Raw genomic sequence first — 20,734 nt, forward strand, 5'->3', positions numbered from 1 at the left:
AGCCTTTTTTGTTATGTAGATTCTAGAATAAACGTCCATAATGAAAACACTGTGAAAGCAGTGAAATCTACCATCAATTCCTAGCTTTTTACAGCTTCCTTCATGTGGTATAATAGGACTAGTATTTTTGAAGGAGTCAATATGTATCCAGATGATAGTTTGACCTTGCATACAGATCTGTATCAGATCAATATGATGCAGGTTTATTTTGAACAAGGTATTCACCAAAAACACTCCGTTTTTGAATTGTATTTCCGGAAATTACCATTTAAGAATGGTTACGCTGTTTTTGCTGGTTTGGAACGGGTAATTCAATACCTCCGGGATTTCCGCTTTACTGAATCAGATTTAAGTTATCTACGTGATCAGGGATACCAGGAGGACTTTCTAGCCTACCTTAAGAATTTCCGGTTAACCTTAACCGTTCGGTCCATGCAAGAAGGGGATCTGGTGTTTGCGAACGAGCCCTTGATGCAGATTGAAGGAGAACTAGCACAGTGTCAGTTGGTGGAAACAGCCCTCTTAAATATCATTAACTACCAAACCTTGATTGCAACCAAGGCTGCACGGATTAAGTCTGTTATCGGGGATGAGCCGCTGCTAGAATTTGGTACCCGTCGGGCTCAAGAGATGGATGCGGCCATTTGGGGAACCCGGGCCGCATTTATTGGAGGGGCATCTGGAACCAGTAATATCCGGGCTGGGAAACGGTTTGCGATCCCCGTGGCAGGGACCCACGCCCATTCACTGGTTCAAGTATACGGCAATGACTACCAAGCTTTTAAAGCTTACGCAAAAACCCATCGTGACTGTGTATTCTTAGTAGATACCTATGATACACTGCGGCTAGGTGTGCCTGCGGCGATTCGTGTCGCCAAGGAAATGGGAGATCGAATCAACTTCTTAGGTGTCCGGATTGATTCGGGTGATATTGCTTATATTTCAAAAAAAGTCCGCCAGCAGCTAGATGATGCAGGTTTTATCGAGGCGAAAATTTACGCATCGAATGATTTGGATGAGACGACGATTCTTAACCTCAAGATGCAAAAGGCTAAAATTGATGTCTGGGGTGTCGGGACCAAGTTAATTACAGCTTACGACCAGCCTGCACTAGGTGCAGTCTACAAAATTGTCTCTATTGAAGATGACCAGGGACAAATGCGGGATACCATTAAATTGTCAAGCAATGCGGAAAAGGTATCCACTCCAGGTAAGAAACAGGTTTGGCGAATTACCAGTGGCAGTAAGGGAAAATCCGAAGGAGATTACATTTCCTTTGCGGATCAGGATGTGAATCAGTTACCTGAATTGGAAATGTTCCACCCTACCTATACCTATATCAACAAACGAGTCAAGGATTTCCAAGCAGTTCCTCTTTTAAAAACAATTTTTGAAGATGGAGTACAGATTTACCAGTCTCCGAATTTGGTGGATATTCAGGCTCATGCGCGTACAGCTTTTGACAAACTCTGGGATGAGTACAAACGCGTTCTTAATCCACAGGATTATCCAGTAGATTTGGCCCGAGACGTTTGGGAAAACAAAATGGAACTGATTGAAAAGGTTCGCCGTCAAGCTATGGAAGAAGGAGTAGATGCATGAGCTTACAAGCAGAAATTATTCAGGCTCTTGGAGTAAAGTCCGCAATTGATGCTCAGGCAGAGATCCGCAGAAGTATTGAATTGCTCAAGGAATACATGGAGAAACATCCCTTCTTGAAAACCTATGTCCTTGGTATCTCGGGTGGACAGGACTCCACCTTGGCGGGTCGCTTGGCACAAATGGCTATGGAAGAGTTACGATTGGAGACGGGTGATCCCAACTATCAATTTATTGCTGTACGTCTTCCTTACGGTCAACAACTAGATGAAGCGGATGCGCAAGCAGCACTTGATTTTATCCAAGCAGACCAAGTTGTAACTGTGAATATCAAAGAAAGTGTAGATGCTTTGGTTGCAAGCTTAGAGTTTGCAGGCCAAAGTATTTCCGATTTTAATAAAGGCAACATCAAGGCTAGAGCCCGGATGCAGGTTCAGTATGCCATTGCAGGTGCGCAACAAGGGGCTGTGATTGGTACAGATCATGCGGCAGAGAATTTAACAGGCTTCTTCACCAAGTTTGGAGACGGTGCCGCCGATATCCTCCCCCTGTATCGACTTAATAAACGCCAGGGTCGTCAACTCTTGCAAACCTTGCAAGCGCCAGCTGCTCTTTACGAAAAAGTACCGACTGCAGATCTGGAAGAAGAGAAACCGCTCTTGTCCGATGAACAAGCGTTAGGAGTTTCCTATCAAACAATTGATGATTATTTAGAAGGGAAAAGTGTTTTAGCTCAAGACCAAGCTCGAATTGAAGAACTCTGGTTCAAAGCCCAACATAAACGCCATCTCCCGATTACAGTATTTGATGACTTTTGGAAGTAATACTCATTGAATTTCAAAATTTGACTTTGTCAAGCCTCTTTGATCGACTTATTGATTGCGTGCATGCACGCCTCATCGGCTTTCCTTGTTATTTTTTTGAAATTTCGAAAGTATTCTAATTTTGAAATTAGTTCAGTGTAATTTAAAAAAGCTCAAGTTAATGCGAAACTTGAGCTTTTTGAGTATCTGCTGAAAAAATCCCAGCGATAAGTCGCTGGGATTACTCATTACTACTCAAAACCGAATTGATTTCTTCCCGTGTTGTTGGCCCCGTTTCCTTCACTTGAAGATGGTAGGTTGGGATTAGGGAAGCTTGTATCGAAACTAGATGAAGGAAGTGTTCCATCTTCAGTGGAAGATGGGATAGTGCTACTAGAGCTTGATGGTAAATAGGTATCCTCATCGTCTTCGTCATCATAACGGTTGGTATTGGTGTTGTTTGGAACTTGGCGTGCACCTCGAGCAGCATTTGAAGTATCTGCTCCGTTTTTGAAGACATAACTTCCGCTGCGATAGAGACCGCTTGGCATTGGGAAGTCCTCATTTCCGTTTGGATGGAGGTAGGCCATCATGTTCCGGTAAACGCTAGTCGCAACGTCAATACCACTATCGAGGACTGGTGTGAAGCGGTTATTGTAACCGGTCCAGACTGCCATGGCGTATTGTGGTGTGTATCCTACAAACAGTTCATCCGGTGCAGCAATGTAAGAACCAGCGGTAGATCGAGTCAGCAAAGGGACCTCGTCATCTCCGTAGTTGGAGGTACCGGTCTTACCTGCTTGGTAGAGACCAGCGATTGCTGCGTTTCTACCAGTATTATGCGTTAAAACAGTTTTGAGCATATCGGTAACCATGTAAGCTGTTTGTTCAGACATAGCCCGATTTCCTTTATCTGTTAAGTCTTGGGAAGTTCCATCTTGGTAAACCACACGATTGACATATTGCGGTTTATAGTAGGTTCCGCCGTTAGCAAATGCAGCATAGGCTGCAGCCATTTTCTCAGAACTAGCCCCGTATTGACGATCTGAAATCGTGGTGTTACTTGAGATGGCGTTGGCATAAACCATATCAGGATAGTTGATTCCTAAACCATTGAGGAATTGAAGGGAGTCTTCAAGACCGACAGCTTCCAAGGCCCGGACAGCCGGTACGTTCCGTGAGTCTTGGATAGCATATTGAAGCGTAATCGTTCCTAGATAACGGCGGTCATAGTCGTAAACCGGTGTGTTAGTGCCAGGGTAGTTATAAGGGGTATCGTAAACGTAAGTTCCTGTTGAATCATAGATACCATTTTCGATTGCAGGTGCATAATCAGTGATAGGCTTCATAGAGGAACCAAAGTCACGATTGGTTTCAACCGCTTGGTTGGTTCCGAATGAAACGTTGTTGGATTGGTTTCGACCACCGAGTTGGGCAACAACGCGTCCATTTGTTACATCCACGATGGTTGATGCAACCTGCATTTCATCATCTGGATAGGCAACGTAATCATAGGTATTATAGATATTCCACAATTGCTGTTGAGCTTCAATATCAACGTTGGTGTAGACTTCCATACCAGTTGTTAACAAGTTTTTACCTGTTTCCGTTTCAACTTGTTCAATTACCTGTTTGAGGTAGTTATCCAAGTAAGCTGGGTAGCTTTCAGTCCTGCGGAGACTTTGAAGACCATCGGTAATTGGTGTGTTGATGGCTTGCTCATATTGTTCAGCGGAGACGTAATTCATGTCCTTCATCTCACGCAAGACCAAATTCCGACGTTCTAGGGCTGCTTCGGGATTGGTGTATGGATCGTATTGGTTAGGTGCCTGAGGCATTCCAGCCAAGAGAGCCAATTGTGGTAAACTCAAGTCACGGAGATCTTTTCCATAGTAACTTTGAGCGGCCGTCTTCATTCCGTAATTTCCGTTGGACATATAGACCTTGTTGATGTAGTAGGTTAGGATTTCCTGCTTGGTCACTTGTTGCTCCAGTTGCATAGCTAGCCAAGCCTCCCGTGCCTTCCGGCTCAAAGTCTGGTCAGATGCAGCGGTAGAGAAATAGGTCAGCTTGATTAATTGCTGTGTTAGGGTTGATCCTCCCTGCGTTCCACTGCTTGTCAAGTTATTGAGGGCTGCTCCCGCAATCCGAATGGCATCCAAGCCACGGTGGTCAAAGAAGCGATGGTCCTCAATGGATACGATGGCATTGACCAATTCGACTGGAATTTCTTCCGGCGAAGCATTCTCTCGTTTCTCCGAACCCAAATCTGCAATCAAGTTGTTTTGATTGTCATAGATTTTGGAGGAAGTTGTCGCAATCAATTGTTCCTCAGACAAGGTTGGGGATGTGATTGCAAAATAAAGGAAAACCGCTCCCCCCAAGGCAACCAATGCCAAGAAGAGCGATAGCATTCCGAGGACAAGAAACTTGCCTAGTCTCGGCCATGAAAAATTCTTCATTTAGACTTACCACCTATTAAATGTTCTTCGATGATTTCCAAATAGGGTACGCTAGGGAAGGCCCCCAAAGAAATCGAGTAGCCATGTTCCCGAATAAACTCTATAGGAAGAGACTTCCAATTATCTTGGAAGCTTCGTATGAGAGCTTCTGCCGGAAGCAGATAGGTCTCCTGCAATGTTGAAAAGTGGAGCAAAGCAAAGCAAATTCCCTCCTGTTCCAAGACCTGTCCCATATGCTCAATCTGGTGGGCGTGGAAATTTTTCAAAGGCATACCTGTTTTCTGCCGCGTTTCCTTGGCTTCAAAGTCGAGGTAATAGCCCCTATAAACTCCAGAGTAATCCGTAGTAGACGCTTGTCTAAAATAAGCCTCTACAATTTTAGCGCGGCTTCGCTGGGGATAGTCCACCCGGACAATTTGCACTGGCGTCGGTTTTTTATGAATCACAGCTAGCCCTTTTGTGAGATAATAGGAATTGGTTTCATTAAGCATGTTTTCGAAAGACATTCCCCGGTTGGCAAAATTGGTCCTCTTCTTTTGGGACCGAGGCAGGCCTGAACGGGTCTGTCTTGCAAGTTTGGACGGATACTGAACCATAAGCCTCCTTTTGCAACATTACACCCAACCATTATACCACACTTTAGAAAGAGGAACTGTTTTAAAATGGCGACATTATTAGCAGCAGGTTACACCAGTTTTGAACTGGGCATTTTTGGTACCAAAGATGCACGTCTTCCAATCCTTAAAAGTCTTCTTAAGCGCACCTATCGTCGCTACCTTGAAGAAGGCATTGATTATATTGTTTTTCGTGGTCAACTTGGTTTCGATGCCTGGTCACTTGATGTTTTGGAAGAACTTCGAGCTGAAGGTTACGATTTTCAGATGGCTTGTGTTTTTCTTTTTCAAGATCAAGGAAAAAATTGGAACGAAGCCAATCAAGCAGTCTTAGAGCGTTTTAAAGGTCTAGATTATGTTGCCGCGGCATATGAAACCTATGAAAATCCGGGACAGCTCAAGGCTTACCAAGAACTTCTGCTAAGGCATGCCCGAGAAGTTTTACTATTATATGATGAGGAAAATCCAACTAACCTCAACTATTTGAGGATTGCAACCCAAGAAAAAGGAATCCCCTTACAATTGCTGGGTTTTTCCGAATTAAACGAAGAAGCGGAAAATTTTTCAAAAGATAATGGCTAGCCCTTGCTAAACTTACAAAATATTTTATATAATTAGACTTATAAATCAGAACGGAGAGAGAGATGGCCAGTATTCAGTTTACCTCGAAAGATATTTTTGACAAAGATTTTAAGACAGCCGTAAGGGGCTATAATAAAGAAGAAGTTGATGAGTTTCTAGATGATGTCATCAAAGATTATGAAACCTATGCAGCTCTGGTTAAAGAATTGCAACAAGAAATCCAAGAATTAAAGAAAAAAGTTGCTAAACCAAGCCCCCAGGAGCCAGTACAACCACGGGTACAGGCACAAGCACCTGTACAACCGACTTATACTCAGACAGCTCTTCCCAAGGAACAGGCGGTTTCAGTTTCCAATTATGATATTTTACGCCGTTTGAACCGTCTTGAGAAAGAGGTCTTTGGCAAACAGATTGTCGAAAAAGGTTTGTAATCAAGAACGTGTAATTTTTGGATAATCGCATACTTGCTTGTCAAGTATGAGGAAAGTCCATGCTAGCACCAGCTGTGATGCTGGTAGTGTTTGTGCTAGGCGAAGACATAAGCCTAGGGACGAGAAATCGTTACGGCGGTCGAAAAAGCTAAGTCCACGGATAAGCTTTACTAGACCTGAAAGTGCCACAGTGACGGAGTTTTCCTGGAAACGGGAAAAGTGGAACGCGGTAAACCCCTCAAGCTAGCAACCCAAATTTTGGTCGGGGCATGGGATGCCTGGAATCCGAACGGAGCATCCTGACCGGGATACCGGTAGACAGATGATTATCGAAGGAAATAAGACCTAGTTATTTCCGGAACAGAACATGGCTTATAGAAAATTACACATAGGTAGCTAGCGTATGCTAGCTTTTGTTTTATAGAGGAAAAGTATGAAAAAAGAATTTCAAATAGTGGCAACGGCTGCAGCGGGTCTGGAAGCCTTGGTGGGGCGTGAGCTACGAGATATGGGAATTGACTGTCAGGTTGAAAATGGCAAGGTTCGATTTCAAGGCGGCCAGGAGATATTTATGCGCACCAATCTTTGGCTACGTACTGCTGATCGGATTAAATTAGTCTTGGGACAGTTTCCAGCCAAGACTTTTGAGGACCTTTATCAAGGTGTCTTTGCCATCGATTGGCAAGACTATCTTCCGCTTGGTGTTCAATTTCCTGTTTCTAAGGCTCGTTGTGTTCGATCCAAGTTACATAATGAACCTAGTGTGCAGGCGATTACTAAAAAGGCGATTGTTCGAAAAATGCAGAAAGTTTATGCGCGCCCAGAAGGTGTTCCCGTGCCTGAAACAGGCCCTGTATTCTCTATTGAAGTAGCCATTCTTAAGGATCAAGTTACGGTTCTGCTAGATACTAGTGGCGACAGTCTCTTTAAACGTGGTTACCGTACCGAGAAGGGAGGGGCGCCCCTCAAGGAAAATATGGCCGCTGCCTTAGTTAATCTTTCGAATTGGTTCCCAGATAAACCTTTAGTCGACCCCACCTGTGGGTCTGGAACCATTGTGATCGAGGCTGCAATGAAGGCACTCAACCAGGCTCCTGGTTTGCAGCGGTCTTTTGCCTTCGAGGCATGGCCTTGGGTTGATCAAGCTCTTTGGAAAATGGTAAAAGAAGAGGCTAAAGCAGCCAAGAAGACGAATCTGGATCTAAGAATTATGGCCTCCGATCTTGACGGGAAGATGGTGAGCTTGGCCCAGGAAAATGCGAAACGAGCCGGTGTGGCTTCAAGTATTTCCTTTAAGCAAATGCGGTTACAAGACTTTCGGACAGATCTTATTAATGGCGTCATTATTGCCAATCCCCCTTACGGGGAACGCTTGATGGATGATGAAGGCGTGACCCGCTTGTATCAGGAAATGGGAGAAACGTTTGCTCCCCTGAAAACTTGGAGTAAGTTCATTCTGACTAGTGACAGTCAATTTGAGGAGAAATTTGGCAGTGTGGCGGATAAGAAGAGAAAATTGTATAATGGAACTCTAAGAGTAGATTATTATCAATATTACGGAGAGCGCGTGAGACGTTCGGAGAGTGAATCTTAATTAGAAGGAGAATCATATGTCGAAACAAGATGGAATTCCGCCGCAATCGGAACATGATGGCATCTTGGACCTAGAACAGGCGCAAGATCTAACCGTCGCAGAAGCGGTCCGCAAGAATGAAGAAAGTAAAGCGGGGATTGTGGCCGGGGATAATGCCTTGGACAAGTATATCAAGCAGCATAAAGATGAAATCCAGCAAGCTAAATTTGATACCCAGACCATTGACTTGTCCGAAGCAACTAGGAGAGTTTCGGAGAACCTAAGCTCTGAGACCAGCATTCAAGTGGCTTCCACTTTTAACAGTGAAGCAATTTCTGAAGTTGCGGATAAGGTTGATGATTTGGGACAAACAACTGTTTTTGACTCGATCCCGGTGGAATCAGTAGCATCTTCTACGGGGCCGGAGGAAGAAACCAGTGAGGTGGATGTGACATTTGCGGCTAGTCCTGCAGCAGTTTCTTCGGTTCATTCAACGGTTTCAGCAACCGAGGAGTTTGCTGCTGAGGGGGCACGGCATGTGGCCAACCTTCCTTTTTATAAGAAAAAATCCTTTGTATACTCAGCGGCTGCTGCTTTAGCGATTCTTGTTTTAGGTGGGACTAGCTATGCCTTGTTGCAACAATCGCAACAGTCTTACCAACAAACCACTTCATCTAGTTCCTCAAGTCGCTCATCTAGTTCGAGTTCGAGCCAGGATGAAAAGACAGTGGAAGAAAATTTGAAGGCCTTCAATGATTTGTTGGATACCTTTTATACTTCGTCAGAGAAGACAGCATTGAAGAATGCTGCCTTTGGAGATTTACCAAAACTACAAGAAGCTCTGAATAAGCTAAGAAATACCAAAGAGTATGATAAGGCTAAGGAGACTTATGACAAATTGTCCAAGGAAATCTCTGCTATTCAAGACCTCAATGCGCAGTTTGAGTCACCAGTTTTAGTTGATGGTGAAATTCAGGCAGATGCTAGACCCAAAGCTAATGCATCTTTTGGTGATATCGATAGTGGCAACGAGAGCTTAAACGCCTTAATTAAACAAGGCTTAGAGAAAGGACGGCAAGAGGCTGTGGCAGCGCCAGCACCACAAACGGCTAACGCTGCTTCCAACGCCGGATCTGCAACGACAGAGGCACAAGCACAAACACCGGCTCCGACTGAGACTGCGCCTGTGGCACCCGTGCAAGCGACAGCTCCAGTAAATCCAGCACCTGCGACCACAACGATCTCTCCAGGTGGACAAGCCTATCCAGCAATGGTGGTTACGCCTGAAGCAGCAACAGCAGTTGTTCCAGCTGGTGGCGGCTACATCAACTGGGGTATTCCAATCCAACGTCAGTTGAGTCGCGTACCATATGATCCTGCAAAATTGGTGGACTCTGAAAATCAAGCTTGGTTCTTTACTCCGGGTGTACTGGAACGGATTTTGGATGATGCCCGTCGCAACGGCTACATTGTAGGCAACCAGTACATCCTGGAGCGGGTGAATATCATTAATGGGAACGCCTACTTCAACCTCTTTAAACCTGACGGAACCTATCTCTTCAGTATTAATGCTAAAACTGGTTATTACGTAGGGAACGCACCTGGTGGAGCGGATGCTCTTGATTATTAACATGTAGAAATAGGACTGGAAACATCATCCAGTCTTATTTTTTTGAAAGTGGTGTGATGAGAGGATTGGAGGAAATCTATAAAGTGATGTACTCTTTTAGTTTATCTTTTATTACTGTGTTAGCTCGTCTTGCCGTACTTCAGTACTGTCTACGACTCGCTGCCTTGTACTAAAAGTAAACTAAAAGACTATACTCATTAAATTTCAAAATCTGACGTTGTCAAGACTCTTCGGTGAACTTCAGTTCAACCATCATCGGTTTTCCTAGTCAGTTTTTTGAAATTTTTCGAGTATTCCGATTTTGAAGTTTGTCCAGTATGAAAAATATTAAAAAATTCTTTTTAAAAAAATGAGGTTTGTGTTTTTAAATCCTTACAGCCTCCTCGTAATATAAGTTTAGCGGATTATTAAAACCCGGTTTGAACATTAATTATTGAATGTTTCCCAGAACAATAGAGCTATGGAATGGACTCATGGTTGTTTCTTACACTCTTTGTTACTCAGTCTTCATTATTAAGTCTGTTACCCAGCCCTTCATTTTACCTCCAACCCACTTGTAAAAATAACAACAGTACAGACAGCAAAGGTCTAGGGAGTTGCAAAGAGTCTCTGCAAGCTTTTTTGATTTTCTGAGTGACTATCTGAAGTTTATAGAGGTATCCTAGGTCCCTATTCCTATCGTAAGATCCTCCTAGAACTTAGCTTGTGATTCTTTGAATGTTTCACCTTTGAAGCTAACGTTGAATTCTTTTTCAAGTAAGAGGCTGTATAGCGATATTTTTTGGCTAAATCAAATTGATTGGTTTGCATTTATGGGACATTATATGTGGGATTTTTAGTATAAATGAACAATATAGAGATGATTTGTGATAAAATAGTAAAGAATGTTATAGAGCATTCAATTTGAAATAATGAGGTGAAAACATGGTAACAATTGGATTGTTTGTTTTTGCCGTCATCATTGGTTTAGGAGCAGGAAGTGCCCTTGGTCTCAAAGCGACGGCCAAGAAGCAGGAGGAAGCTGCGTTGGCACTCTTAAATGCTGAACAAGAAGCGACAACTGTTCGTGGTCAGGCTGAGCGGGAAGCTAAATCCTTAATGAAGGAGGCGACGCGTGAGGTTAAGGCCCTTAAAAAGGAAGTTTTGCTAGAAGCAAAAGAAGAAGCTCGGAAGTACCGAGAAGATGTAGCAGCTGAATTCAAAACAGAACGTCAAGAGCTCAAGGAAACGGAAAATCGTTTGACTCTGAGAGCCGGTAGCTTAGATCGTAAAGATGAAAAGTTGGCTCGTAAGGAAGAGCTTTTGGATCAAAAAGAGCAGTCTCTTGGAGAACAGTCTAAACAAATTGATGCACGTCAGGAACGTGTCGCAGCCCTTGAAGATCAAGGGAGAGCAGAACTCGAACGTATTGCAAGTTTGACCCCAGATCAGGCCAAGACACAGATTTTAGAAGAGGTTGAGGTCAAACTCACTTCTGAGATTGCCAATCGGGTTCGGGAGGCAGAATGGGAAATCAAGGAGCGTTCCAATAAGGTCGCAAAAGACATCCTTTCACAGGCCATGCAACGCATGGCGGGAGAATTTGTTTCAGAACAAACGAACGCCATCGTTCACTTGCCTGACGACAATATGAAAGGTCGTATTATCGGTCGAGAAGGTCGTAATATTCGAACCTTTGAGAGTTTAACTGGGATTGACGTCCTCATTGATGACACTCCAGAAGTGGTTGTGTTGTCTGGATTTGACCCAATTCGTAGAGAAATCGCCCGGATGACCTTGGAGGCTTTGATCAAGGATGGTCGGATTCACCCAGCTAGAATCGAGGAGTTGGTGGAGAAAAACCGACTTGAGATGGACCAACGTATTCGTGAATACGGGGAAAATGCAGCTTATGAAATTGGGGCACCCAATCTGCACCCGGATCTTATGAAAATGATGGGCCGCTTGCAATTCCGGACTTCTTACGGACAGAATGTTCTACGACATTCCATTGAAGTGGCCAAACTTTCGGGTATTATTGCCAGTGAGTTAGGTGAAAATCCAGTATTGGCTCGCCGGGCTGGATTCCTTCACGATTTAGGGAAAGCGATAGATCGTGAAGTAGAGGGAAGTCACGTTGAGATTGGAACGGAATTGGCTCGTAAGTATAAAGAACACCCTGTGGTCATTAATACCATCGCAAGCCATCATGGTGATGTCGAACCAACTTCTGTAATTGCAGTTATTGTCGCTGCTGCAGATGCTCTCAGTGCAGCCCGCCCAGGTGCACGCAGTGAATCCTTGGAAAATTATATCCAACGCTTACGTGATCTTGAGGATATCGCTACCGAATTTGAAGGTGTTCAATCCAGCTTCGCACTTCAAGCGGGACGGGAAATTCGCATTATGGTCAACCCAAGCAAACTAAAAGATGACCAGATGACCCTCTTGGCTCACAATATTCGTGAAAAAATTGAAAACAACTTAGATTATCCTGGAAACATCAAGGTCACTGTTATTCGCGAAACTCGAGCCATTGAATTTGCTAAATAATTGAGAAGTCCTTTCTTTGGTTCAAACCAAGAGGGGCTTTTCATTTAGATACAAGAAAATTGGTTGAAAATGGTAGTCATTTTTGATAGACTAGACTTTAAAGATATTGAAGGAGAACTCATGGCTGATCGCGGCTTATTAATAGTATTTTCAGGTCCCTCCGGTGTTGGGAAAGGGACTGTTAGACGAGAAATTTTCGAAAGTTCTGATAACCAATTTCAGTACTCAGTCTCCATGACCACCAGAGCTCAGCGTCCTGGAGAAGTCGATGGTGTGGATTATTTCTTTAGGACTCGCGAAGAGTTCGAAGAACTCATTCGCCAAGGTCAAATGTTGGAGTATGCTGAATACGTTGGCAATTATTATGGCACACCTTTGAACTATGTCAATGAAACCCTGGATAAAGGGATAGATGTTTTTTTGGAAATAGAAGTTCAAGGAGCGTTGCAAGTTAAGCAGAAGGTTCCAGATGCGGTCTTTATCTTTTTGACTCCGCCGGACTTAGATGAACTTCAGGGCCGGTTGGTTGGTCGTGGGACCGATTCTGCGGATGTCATTGCCCAACGTATCGAAAAGGCGAAAGAAGAGATTGCCTTGATGCGGGAATATGACTATGCCATCGTTAATGATGAAGTATCCCTTGCGGCAGAGCGTGTGAAGCGTGTCATCGAAGCGGAACATTTTCGCGTTGATCGCGTTATCGGCCATTACCAAGACATGGTGCGCAATACTGCGACCGTTCGTTAGTTTTTATAGAAAAATAGGTATTCCATTATGATGTTAAAACCCTCTATTGACACCTTGCTAGATCAAGTACCCTCCAAGTATTCCCTTGTTATTCTTGAAGCCAAGCGGGCTCACGAGTTAGAAGCGGGTGCGGAAGCGACTCAAGATTTCAAATCTGTGAAGTCAACGCTTCGTGCTTTGGAAGAAATCGAGGCTGGTACGGTGGTGATTCACCCTGATCCGGAAGCTAAGCGTGAATTGGTTCGCTTGAAGGCTGAGCTAGAGCGCAAGCGTCAGGAAGAAGAAGAGAAGAAAATTAAAGAACAAATTGCCAAAGAAAAAGAAGAAGGTGGAAAAATCTAAGCAAGGCAGCTTCTTAGACGTCCACAAAATGGAGGGAGTCAAAGGGGACACGTGTAAAAGAGGTCCCAGAGACTCCCTTTTTGAGCCTTTAAGGAGGTAAAGATGCTGGCAGAGATTATTGTAGATGTGCCGACGGGGCAAACCGATCGTCCCTTTACTTATAGAGTTCCAGATAAATGGCAGGAGGATATCCAAGTCGGGGTTCGTGTACATGTGCCTTTTGGCAATGGGAATCGCTTGATTCAGGGGGTAGTTATAGGCCTTAAGGGAGAGGAGAAAGAAGGTTTAGAACTCAAAGAGATCGTCGAAGTTCTGGATGAGATCCCCATTCTGAACCAGGAGCAGTTGTGGTTGGTGGAGCAACTACGTCACCAAGTATTTTCATTTAAAATCCAACTGCTCAAAATGATGATGCCCAGCCTGTTGCAATCTCAGTATGATAAATTGTACCTCCCCACTGATCGATTAGACCTGGCGGATGCCACTACCTTTTTTCCAAGCGGAGGAGGGCGGCGTGCTTCTAAGCTGAGCCCTGAGGAGTTAGTCCAGGTACAAAAATGGGTAGCCAAGGGACAAGTTGAAGTGAAATATCTTGCTGAGGATCAGGCGACTCTCAAGTATGAGAAGTGGTACCGGCCCAACCCTCAAGTCTTGTCAAAGCTTGAGATACGCAAACAAGCCGTTAAACGGCTAGAGGCGCGTGAGTTCCTTTTGCAACATCCAAATGAAGGTCGATTGACGGAACTGAATAAATTGTTCACCAGTCCAGTGACCAAGTACTTAACGGACGAAGGTGCTTTAGAAGTTTTTGAGAAAAGTGTCTCGCGGTCTGCCAGTTTTTTTGAAGGGATTAAGCCCACTCAGGCCCCCAGGTTGAATGATCAACAAGCTCAGGCTAAAAAGAAAATTCTGGCTCATGTTGGGGAAGAAAAGACCCAACCCGTTTTGCTAGAAGGGATTACGGGAAGCGGGAAGACTGAGGTTTATCTGCAGGTTATTGAGGAGGTCTTAAAAGCCGGGAAAAATGCGATTGTCTTGGTACCAGAAATTTCTCTGACCCCCCAAATGACAAAGGGCTTTATTGGCCGCTTTGGTCAAGAGGTAGCCATTTTGCATTCGGGGCTTTCAGCTGGAGAAAAGTATGATGAGTGGTGGAAAATCGCCCATGGTCAGGCTCGCGTTGTGATTGGGGCTCGATCAGCAATCTTTGCTCCCTTAACCAATATTGGTATTATCATTATTGATGAGGAACATGAGTCGAGTTATAAGCAGGACACGAATCCACGCTATCATGCAAGAGATGTGGCATTGTTGCGGGCCCAGTATCATCAGGCTGCCTTGGTTTTGGGGTCGGCAACACCGAGTCTAGAATCGCGAGCAAGAGCCTGGCGTGGTGTCTATGATTTTGTTGAATTGACGCAGAGAGCCAACCCCAAAGCGTTGATTCCACAAGTCGAAGTCATAGATTTACGGGATTACCAGACCAGTAAGGAAGACCGCAATATTAGCCCCCCTCTTTTAGAAGCCTTGGAGGAAACTTTGGCGCGGGGAGAGCAAGCTGTCTTGATGCTGAATCGGCGTGGTTTTTCTAGTTTTATGATGTGTCGGGTTTGTGGTGAAGTTGATACCTGCCCTAATTGTGATATTTCCCTAACCTTACATATGTCTACCCGAACCATGAATTGTCACTACTGTGATTTTCGAAAAGGAATTCCCCAGACCTGTCCGAACTGCAAGAGTCGAGATATCCACTACTATGGAACTGGGACTGAAAGAGCGCAAGAGGAGCTAAATGAGCTTCTCCCTCAGGCTCGAGTTCTCCGTATGGATGTGGATACAACCCGAAAAAAAGGTAGCCACGAGAAACTATTGGGACAATTTGGTCGTGGGGAAGCAGATATCCTTTTAGGGACACAAATGATTGCCAAGGGATTGGATTTTCCAAATGTGACTTTGGTGGGTGTGCTCAATGCGGATACGGGGATTCACCTTCCTGATTTCAGGGCTGCTGAGCGGACTTTCCAGCTCTTGACGCAGGTGGCAGGTCGGGCAGGTCGGGCCAATAAGCCTGGTCGGGTTTATTTGCAGACCTACAATCCAGAACACTATGCGATTGGCTTTGCTTCCCGACAGGATTACGAAGGCTTTTATCAAGAGGAAATGCGTATTCGTCGATTAGCAGGCTACCCTCCCTATTATTTCACAGTGGCTTTGCATTTTTCCCACAGGGAGGCACGGGTCGTAGAGGAGATTGCCTATCGCACTCTTGGTCTCATTCGGCAGTACTTGTCTGCTGAAGTAGTGGTTCTTGGACCTACTCCATCGACCATTAGTCGGACCCACAATCTATACCACTATCAAATATTGATTAAATACAGGAAAGAAGCTGGTTTAGAAACGGCGCTTAACCGCGTTTTGGATTTGAGCCAGACTAAAGAATTTCAACAGGTTCGACTGACGATTGACCACGAACCCCAGTAAGGAAAGAAGAGGATTGATTCATGAATATCATTTTTATGGGAACCCCTGCCTTTGCGGCCACGGTTTTGGAAGGTTTGTTAGCAGATGAACGGTTTCAGGTTGTTGCGGTTGTTACGCAGCCAGATCGGTTAGTTGGTCGCAAGAAACTGCTGCGGACGACTCCAGTTAAGGAAGTGGCTTTAGCTCATGACATACCTGTATTTCAGCCAGAAAAGCTATCCGGAAGTCCAGAAATGGAAGTTTTGATGCAGCTGGATGCGGATGGGATTGTCACAGCAGCTTTTGGCCAGTTTTTACCAACAAAGCTTTTAGCTGCCTTTGACTTTGCAGTGAACGTGCACGCTTCCCTTCTGCCCAAGTATCGGGGTGGAGCACCCATCCACTATGCTTTGATTAATGGGGATAAAGAAGCTGGCGTGACCTTGATGGAGATGGTCAAAGAGATGGACGCTGGAGATATGATTGCGCAGGCTTCGCTTGAAATTGAGAAAGAAGACAATGTGGGAACCCTCTTTGAAAAATTAGCTATTTTGGGTCGTGACCTTTTGTTGGAAAAATTAGAGACCTATGCTAAAGGAGAAATTCAACCAGAGCCCCAGGATCCTAATTTAGTAACCTTCGCTCCTAATATCAAACCGGAGGAAGAGCAGTTGGATTGGAGTAAGCCTGCGGTGGCCTTGGTTAATCAAGTCCGAGGCATGTATCCTTGGCCAGTAGCCCATACCTTCTGGCAGGGGGAACGCTTAAAAATTCAAGAAACTCAGCTCGTTGATGGGCATGGGCCTGCGGGGCAGGTCATTTTCCGCGATAAGAAATCCTTGCATGTGGGGACTGGAAGTGGTGCCGTAGCCATTCTTCGTCTACAACCCTTTGGTAAGGCGGCTATGCCTATTCAGGATTTCCTTAATGGCGTTGGACGGGAAGTAAAGGTAGGAGATCGCTTTGAGTAAACAAATAACGGCAAGGGGGCTTGCCCTTGAAATTCTTGAAGCAGTTCTAGAACAAGGAGCCTACGCCAACCTAGCTTTGAACAAGGCGTTGAACCAGTGTCACCTTTCTAACACAGATAAGGCCCTGGTGACTGAATTGGTTTATGGCACCTTGACTCGCAAAATTACTTTGGAGTGGTATTTATCCTCTTTTATCCCAGACCGTGATCAGTTAGATTCCCCAGTTTATCCCGTCTTGCTCCTGACCCTTTATCAAATGCTCTATTTGAAAAAAATTCCAAATCGGGCAGCCATCCACCAAGCAGTTGACTTGGTCAAAAAACGCCTGCACTCTGCAGCTGGCGGCTATGTTAATGCAGTTCTGCGTAAAATTCAGGACCAAGGTGTACCTGATCCAGCTAGCATCAAGCGCCTTAATAAGCGCCTATCGGTGACCTATTCGCTACCTGTCTGGTTGGTTCGCGATCTTATTACTGAATACGGACAGGAACGTGCTGAAGCTATTATGGCCAGTCTTCTCTGGCGAAATCGAGCTAGCATTCGGATTCAGAACTTGGCGGAAAAAGCAAGCTTGCGTGACCAATTGGATGCTAGGGACTCTGAGATTTCACCTTGCGGTTTGGTCAAAGACCATGGTCCGTTCGCTGCCAGCCAGGCTTTTAAAGAAGGACTCGTGACTATTCAAGATGAGTCCAGCCAGCTGGTGGCTCCCACTTTGAACTTAGAAGGTTGGGAACGCGTTTTGGATGCCTGTAGTGCACCTGGTGGGAAAACCACCCATATAGCTTCTTATTTGGATAAGGGGCAGGTGGTAGCATTGGACTTATATGACCACAAGTTGGCTCTGATTGAGGAAACTGCTCACCGCCTGGGTTTGACAGATCGAATTAAAACCCAACGCTTGGATGCGCGTGCTGTTCACAAGGTTTTTCCACCTAGGTACTTTGATAAGATTCTGGTCGATGCTCCTTGTTCAGGAATTGGACTCCTGCGTCGTAAACCCGACATTCGATATCGTAAAAATCAGGAGGACTTGAACCAACTCCAAGCGGTTCAGTTGGAGATATTGGATAGTGTTTGTCAAACCTTGCAAGAAGGTGGTATAATAACGTATAGTACTTGTACAATTTTTGCAAAAGAAAATCAAGAAGTGATCCAAAAGTTTTTAGAAGGACATCCTGACTTTGAACAGGTTCCGCTCATTCATCCTAAGACAGAGATGATGGTAGATGGCTGTCTTCTAATCACACCTGAGTTATTCGGGACGGATGGATTTTTTATCAGCCAACTAAGAAAGAAATCCTGATTGAAGGAGGAAATAAGAAGACATGGAGATTGCATTGTTGACAGATGTGGGACAAAGACGTTCCAATAATCAAGATTTTGTCAATCAATTTCGTAACCACGCGGGTAATCCTCTGATTGTGTTAGCCGATGGAATGGGAGGTCACCGAGCTGGCAACATTGCTAGTGAGATGGCGGTGACTGACCTGGGAGCTGCTTGGGTCAATACCGATATCAATTCAATTGATACCATGCGTGCCTGGTTTGAAACCCAATTGGAAATCGAAAATCAAAAAATCCATGCCATGGGACAAGAAGAAGAATTTCGTGGAATGGGTACAACCTTGGATGCTGTTGCTATCATTGGCAACCAGGCTGTTTTTGCACATGTCGGAGATTCAAGGGTTAGTATCTGGGATCAACAGGAATATATCCAGTTGACCAGTGATCATTCTTTGGTTAATGAGCTCTTGAAAGCGGGGCAAATTACAGAAGAAGAAGCTATGAATCACCCTCAAAAAAATATTATTACCCAGTCTATTGGACAACAAGATCCAGTTAAGCCAGATATTGGCTTAGCTGTGCTTCAGGAAGGGGATTACCTAATTATTAATAGTGATGGGCTTACCAATATGGTGACCAATCAGCAAATTAAGGAAATTCTGGCTAGCGAATTATCGCTTCATGAAAAAGCTGAAACCTTGGTTCAAATGGCCAATGATGCAGGTGGTCTGGATAACATCTCGGTTGCGCTTGTTCGTTATCAGCAGGAGGACCAGCTATGATCCAAATCGGTAAAATTTTTGCTGGTCGTTACAAAATCCTGGAGCAGATCGGACGTGGAGGAATGGCAGATGTCTACCTTGCTAAGGATTTGATTTTGGATGGGGAGGAAGTAGCTGTTAAGGTTCTACGGACAAACTATCAGACAGACCCGGTAGCAGTAGCTCGATTCCAACGTGAGGCTAGAGCTATGGCCGAATTGGACCATCCCAATATCGTTCGTATTACAGATCTTGGGGAAGAAGAAGGTCAGCAGTATCTGGCTATGGAATATGTGTCTGGCCTGGATTTAAAACGTTACTTAAAGGAAAAAGCTCCTCTTAGTAATGAAGAAGCTGTCCGTATCATGGGGGAAATTCTTCTGGCTATGCGTCTAGCCCATATGCGAGGGATTGTCCATCGTGATTTGAAGCCGCAAAATATTCTCTTGACCAAGGGTGGGACTGTTAAGGTCACAGACTTTGGGATAGCGGTAGCCTTTGCGGAAACCAGCTTGACGCAAACCAATTCAATGCTAGGAAGCGTGCATTACCTTTCGCCTGAACAAGCGCGGGGTTCCAAGGCAACTGTCCAATCGGATATTTATGCGATGGGAATTATTTTCTATGAAATGTTGACGGGGCATATTCCCTATGACGGGGATAGTGCAGTTACGATTGCCCTACAGCATTTTCAAAAACCCCTCCCTTCTATTCGGGAAGAGAATCCTCGGGTAGTGAATCCCGTGGAAAATGTTGTCATAAAGGCCACTGCTAAGAAACTGGAAGACCGATATAAGACGGTTGCGGATATGTACTTGGATCTTTCCACCAGTCTTTCTTACGAGCGCCGCAATGAGCCAATCCTACAATTTTCCGAAAAAGAATCAGAAGTTAAAACACTTCCCAAATCTACTCCCAGTCCAAAGGTGACTCCAGCACCAGCCCGTCCAGTAGAACTTCCTGCCAAAAAGGAAGAGGGTGACTCTAAAGCAGAAGAGCCAGCTACTCCAAAGAAAAAGCCAGTCAACAAGAAGAAATCTGGGGCTACCGCCAAAATGAAACACGGTCGTCGGCGTATTCGTATGCGTTACAAGGTGGTTTTTGGAGCCTTTGTATTGGTAGTCTTAGCAGTCTTATCCCTGATCTTCCTTAGTCCGGCATCTGCAGTCATTCCTCAAGTTGAAAATCTACCCTTAGCCGATGCAAGGAGCCAGATTGAGGCTGCAGGACTTGTCGTTGGGAATGTTTCCGAAGAAGCTTCGACAGAAATAGAACCAGGAAATGTCATTCGGACCAATCCGAAATCTGGTACCCAAAGACGTGAAGGTTCGACGGTTGATTTAATTGTGTCGGCTGAGGGAACCCGCTTTAAGATGGAAAATCTGGTGGGAAGGACTCTTAGTGAAGCTGAGCATATCCTACGGGAGGAACATCAGGTGCCTGACCGCTTGATTCAGATTGAAGAAGTAGATGATACCTATGAAGAAGCTGGGACTGTCCTAGCTCAGACTCCTGAGGAAGGAACAGAATTTGATCCGACCGGACGAACGAAGATTGTATTGCAAGTAGCTCGCCAAGCGACCACGATTGAGATGCCTGATTTCACGGGGATGACTTATAGGGATGCGCGGGATATTCTCATTAACTTAGGAGTTCCAGCTAACCGAATCACACGGCGCGTGACGAATGATGTGACAGCTGCCCAGTCCGATATCATTGTTCGGCAAAATCCCTTGGTGGGAAATATTATAGATGTTAAGTCTGCAAATATTGAATTGACGGTTGCAGCGGTTGTTCAAAATCAATCCAGCTATTCATCTAATAGTTCCAGTTTTGATTCATCACCAACAGATGATAGCTTGATCGATACGGATACCAGCACGGAAACCTCAACCTCTAGTCGAAGTGATACATCCTCACAATCCAACATAGAGGAATAA

At 44.8% G+C, this 20,734-nt stretch carries 16 protein-coding genes and 1 other RNA gene; 15 read left to right on the top strand and 2 right to left on the bottom strand.

The window, feature by feature from the left end; translation table 11 throughout:
* Positions 1-141 precede the first annotated feature (141 nt).
* Together I1A59_RS03530 and nadE are read left to right on the top strand one after the other, a co-directional pair.
* The gene (locus I1A59_RS03530) at positions 142-1,602 is read left to right on the top strand and encodes a nicotinate phosphoribosyltransferase (protein WP_196091438.1); all 1,461 of its coding nucleotides are present in this window, start codon (positions 142-144) and stop codon (positions 1,600-1,602) included.
* Complete coding sequence (gene nadE, locus I1A59_RS03535; RefSeq protein WP_196091439.1) at positions 1,599-2,423, top strand: ammonia-dependent NAD(+) synthetase; 825 nt, start codon at positions 1,599-1,601, stop codon at positions 2,421-2,423. Before I1A59_RS03530 ends, nadE begins: the two co-directional genes overlap by 4 nt.
* Positions 2,424-2,653: 230 nt before the next feature.
* Here the strand turns inward: nadE and pbp1a are convergent, their stop codons facing one another.
* Both pbp1a and recU read right to left on the bottom strand, forming a co-directional pair.
* Positions 2,654-4,864 (bottom strand): penicillin-binding protein PBP1A, encoded by a 2,211-nt coding sequence (pbp1a, locus tag I1A59_RS03540; protein WP_196091440.1) that lies wholly within the window; start codon positions 4,862-4,864, stop codon positions 2,654-2,656.
* Entirely contained in the window at positions 4,861-5,460 is a 600-nt protein-coding gene (gene recU / locus I1A59_RS03545) for a Holliday junction resolvase RecU (protein ID WP_196091441.1), read from the bottom strand. The genes pbp1a and recU overlap by 4 nt, the downstream gene beginning before the upstream one ends.
* 66 nt (positions 5,461-5,526) lie before the next feature.
* Here recU and I1A59_RS03550 point away from each other — a divergent pair, with 66 nt between their 5' ends.
* From I1A59_RS03550 to pknB, 13 genes are all read left to right on the top strand, one after another.
* Positions 5,527-6,060: an SLOG family protein gene (locus tag I1A59_RS03550; protein ID WP_196091442.1), complete on the top strand. Its 534-nt coding sequence runs from the start codon at positions 5,527-5,529 to the stop codon at positions 6,058-6,060.
* 62 nt (positions 6,061-6,122) lie between these two features.
* Positions 6,123-6,491 (top strand): cell division regulator GpsB, encoded by a 369-nt coding sequence (gene gpsB / locus I1A59_RS03555; protein WP_196091443.1) that lies wholly within the window; start codon positions 6,123-6,125, stop codon positions 6,489-6,491.
* Between the two features lie 13 nt (positions 6,492-6,504).
* An RNA gene (gene rnpB / locus I1A59_RS03560) (RNase P RNA component class B) lies at positions 6,505-6,871 on the top strand.
* 53 nt (positions 6,872-6,924) lie between these two features.
* Positions 6,925-8,085 (top strand): class I SAM-dependent RNA methyltransferase, encoded by a 1,161-nt coding sequence (locus tag I1A59_RS03565; RefSeq protein WP_196091444.1) that lies wholly within the window; start codon positions 6,925-6,927, stop codon positions 8,083-8,085.
* A gap of 16 nt (positions 8,086-8,101) precedes the next feature.
* Positions 8,102-9,694 carry a cell division site-positioning protein MapZ family protein gene (locus I1A59_RS03570; protein ID WP_196091445.1) on the top strand — a complete coding sequence of 531 codons (1,593 nt, stop codon included), beginning with the start codon at positions 8,102-8,104 and terminating at the stop codon, positions 9,692-9,694.
* A gap of 924 nt (positions 9,695-10,618) precedes the next feature.
* Complete coding sequence (locus I1A59_RS03575; protein ID WP_196091446.1) at positions 10,619-12,226, top strand: ribonuclease Y; 1,608 nt, start codon at positions 10,619-10,621, stop codon at positions 12,224-12,226.
* A gap of 120 nt (positions 12,227-12,346) precedes the next feature.
* Positions 12,347-12,973: a guanylate kinase gene (gene gmk, locus I1A59_RS03580; protein ID WP_196091447.1), complete on the top strand. Its 627-nt coding sequence runs from the start codon at positions 12,347-12,349 to the stop codon at positions 12,971-12,973.
* A 27-nt stretch (positions 12,974-13,000) separates the two neighbouring features.
* Positions 13,001-13,315, top strand: a complete 315-nt coding sequence (rpoZ, locus tag I1A59_RS03585) for a DNA-directed RNA polymerase subunit omega (RefSeq protein WP_196091448.1) — start codon at positions 13,001-13,003, stop codon at positions 13,313-13,315.
* Positions 13,316-13,417: 102 nt separating this feature from the next.
* Positions 13,418-15,796: a primosomal protein N' gene (locus I1A59_RS03590; protein WP_196091449.1), complete on the top strand. Its 2,379-nt coding sequence runs from the start codon at positions 13,418-13,420 to the stop codon at positions 15,794-15,796.
* A gap of 20 nt (positions 15,797-15,816) precedes the next feature.
* Positions 15,817-16,746, top strand: coding sequence for a methionyl-tRNA formyltransferase (fmt, locus tag I1A59_RS03595; RefSeq protein ID WP_247644692.1), 930 nt, complete (start codon positions 15,817-15,819; stop codon positions 16,744-16,746).
* The gene (gene rsmB / locus I1A59_RS03600) at positions 16,733-18,052 is read left to right on the top strand and encodes a 16S rRNA (cytosine(967)-C(5))-methyltransferase RsmB (protein WP_196091462.1); all 1,320 of its coding nucleotides are present in this window, start codon (positions 16,733-16,735) and stop codon (positions 18,050-18,052) included. The genes fmt and rsmB overlap by 14 nt, the downstream gene beginning before the upstream one ends.
* 22 nt (positions 18,053-18,074) lie before the next feature.
* Complete coding sequence (locus I1A59_RS03605; RefSeq protein ID WP_196091450.1) at positions 18,075-18,815, top strand: Stp1/IreP family PP2C-type Ser/Thr phosphatase; 741 nt, start codon at positions 18,075-18,077, stop codon at positions 18,813-18,815.
* Complete coding sequence (gene pknB / locus I1A59_RS03610; protein ID WP_196091451.1) at positions 18,812-20,734, top strand: Stk1 family PASTA domain-containing Ser/Thr kinase; 1,923 nt, start codon at positions 18,812-18,814, stop codon at positions 20,732-20,734. Before I1A59_RS03605 ends, pknB begins: the two co-directional genes overlap by 4 nt.

The organism is Streptococcus sp. NLN76 (assembly GCF_015686645.1).
Classification (GTDB): domain Bacteria; phylum Bacillota; class Bacilli; order Lactobacillales; family Streptococcaceae; genus Streptococcus.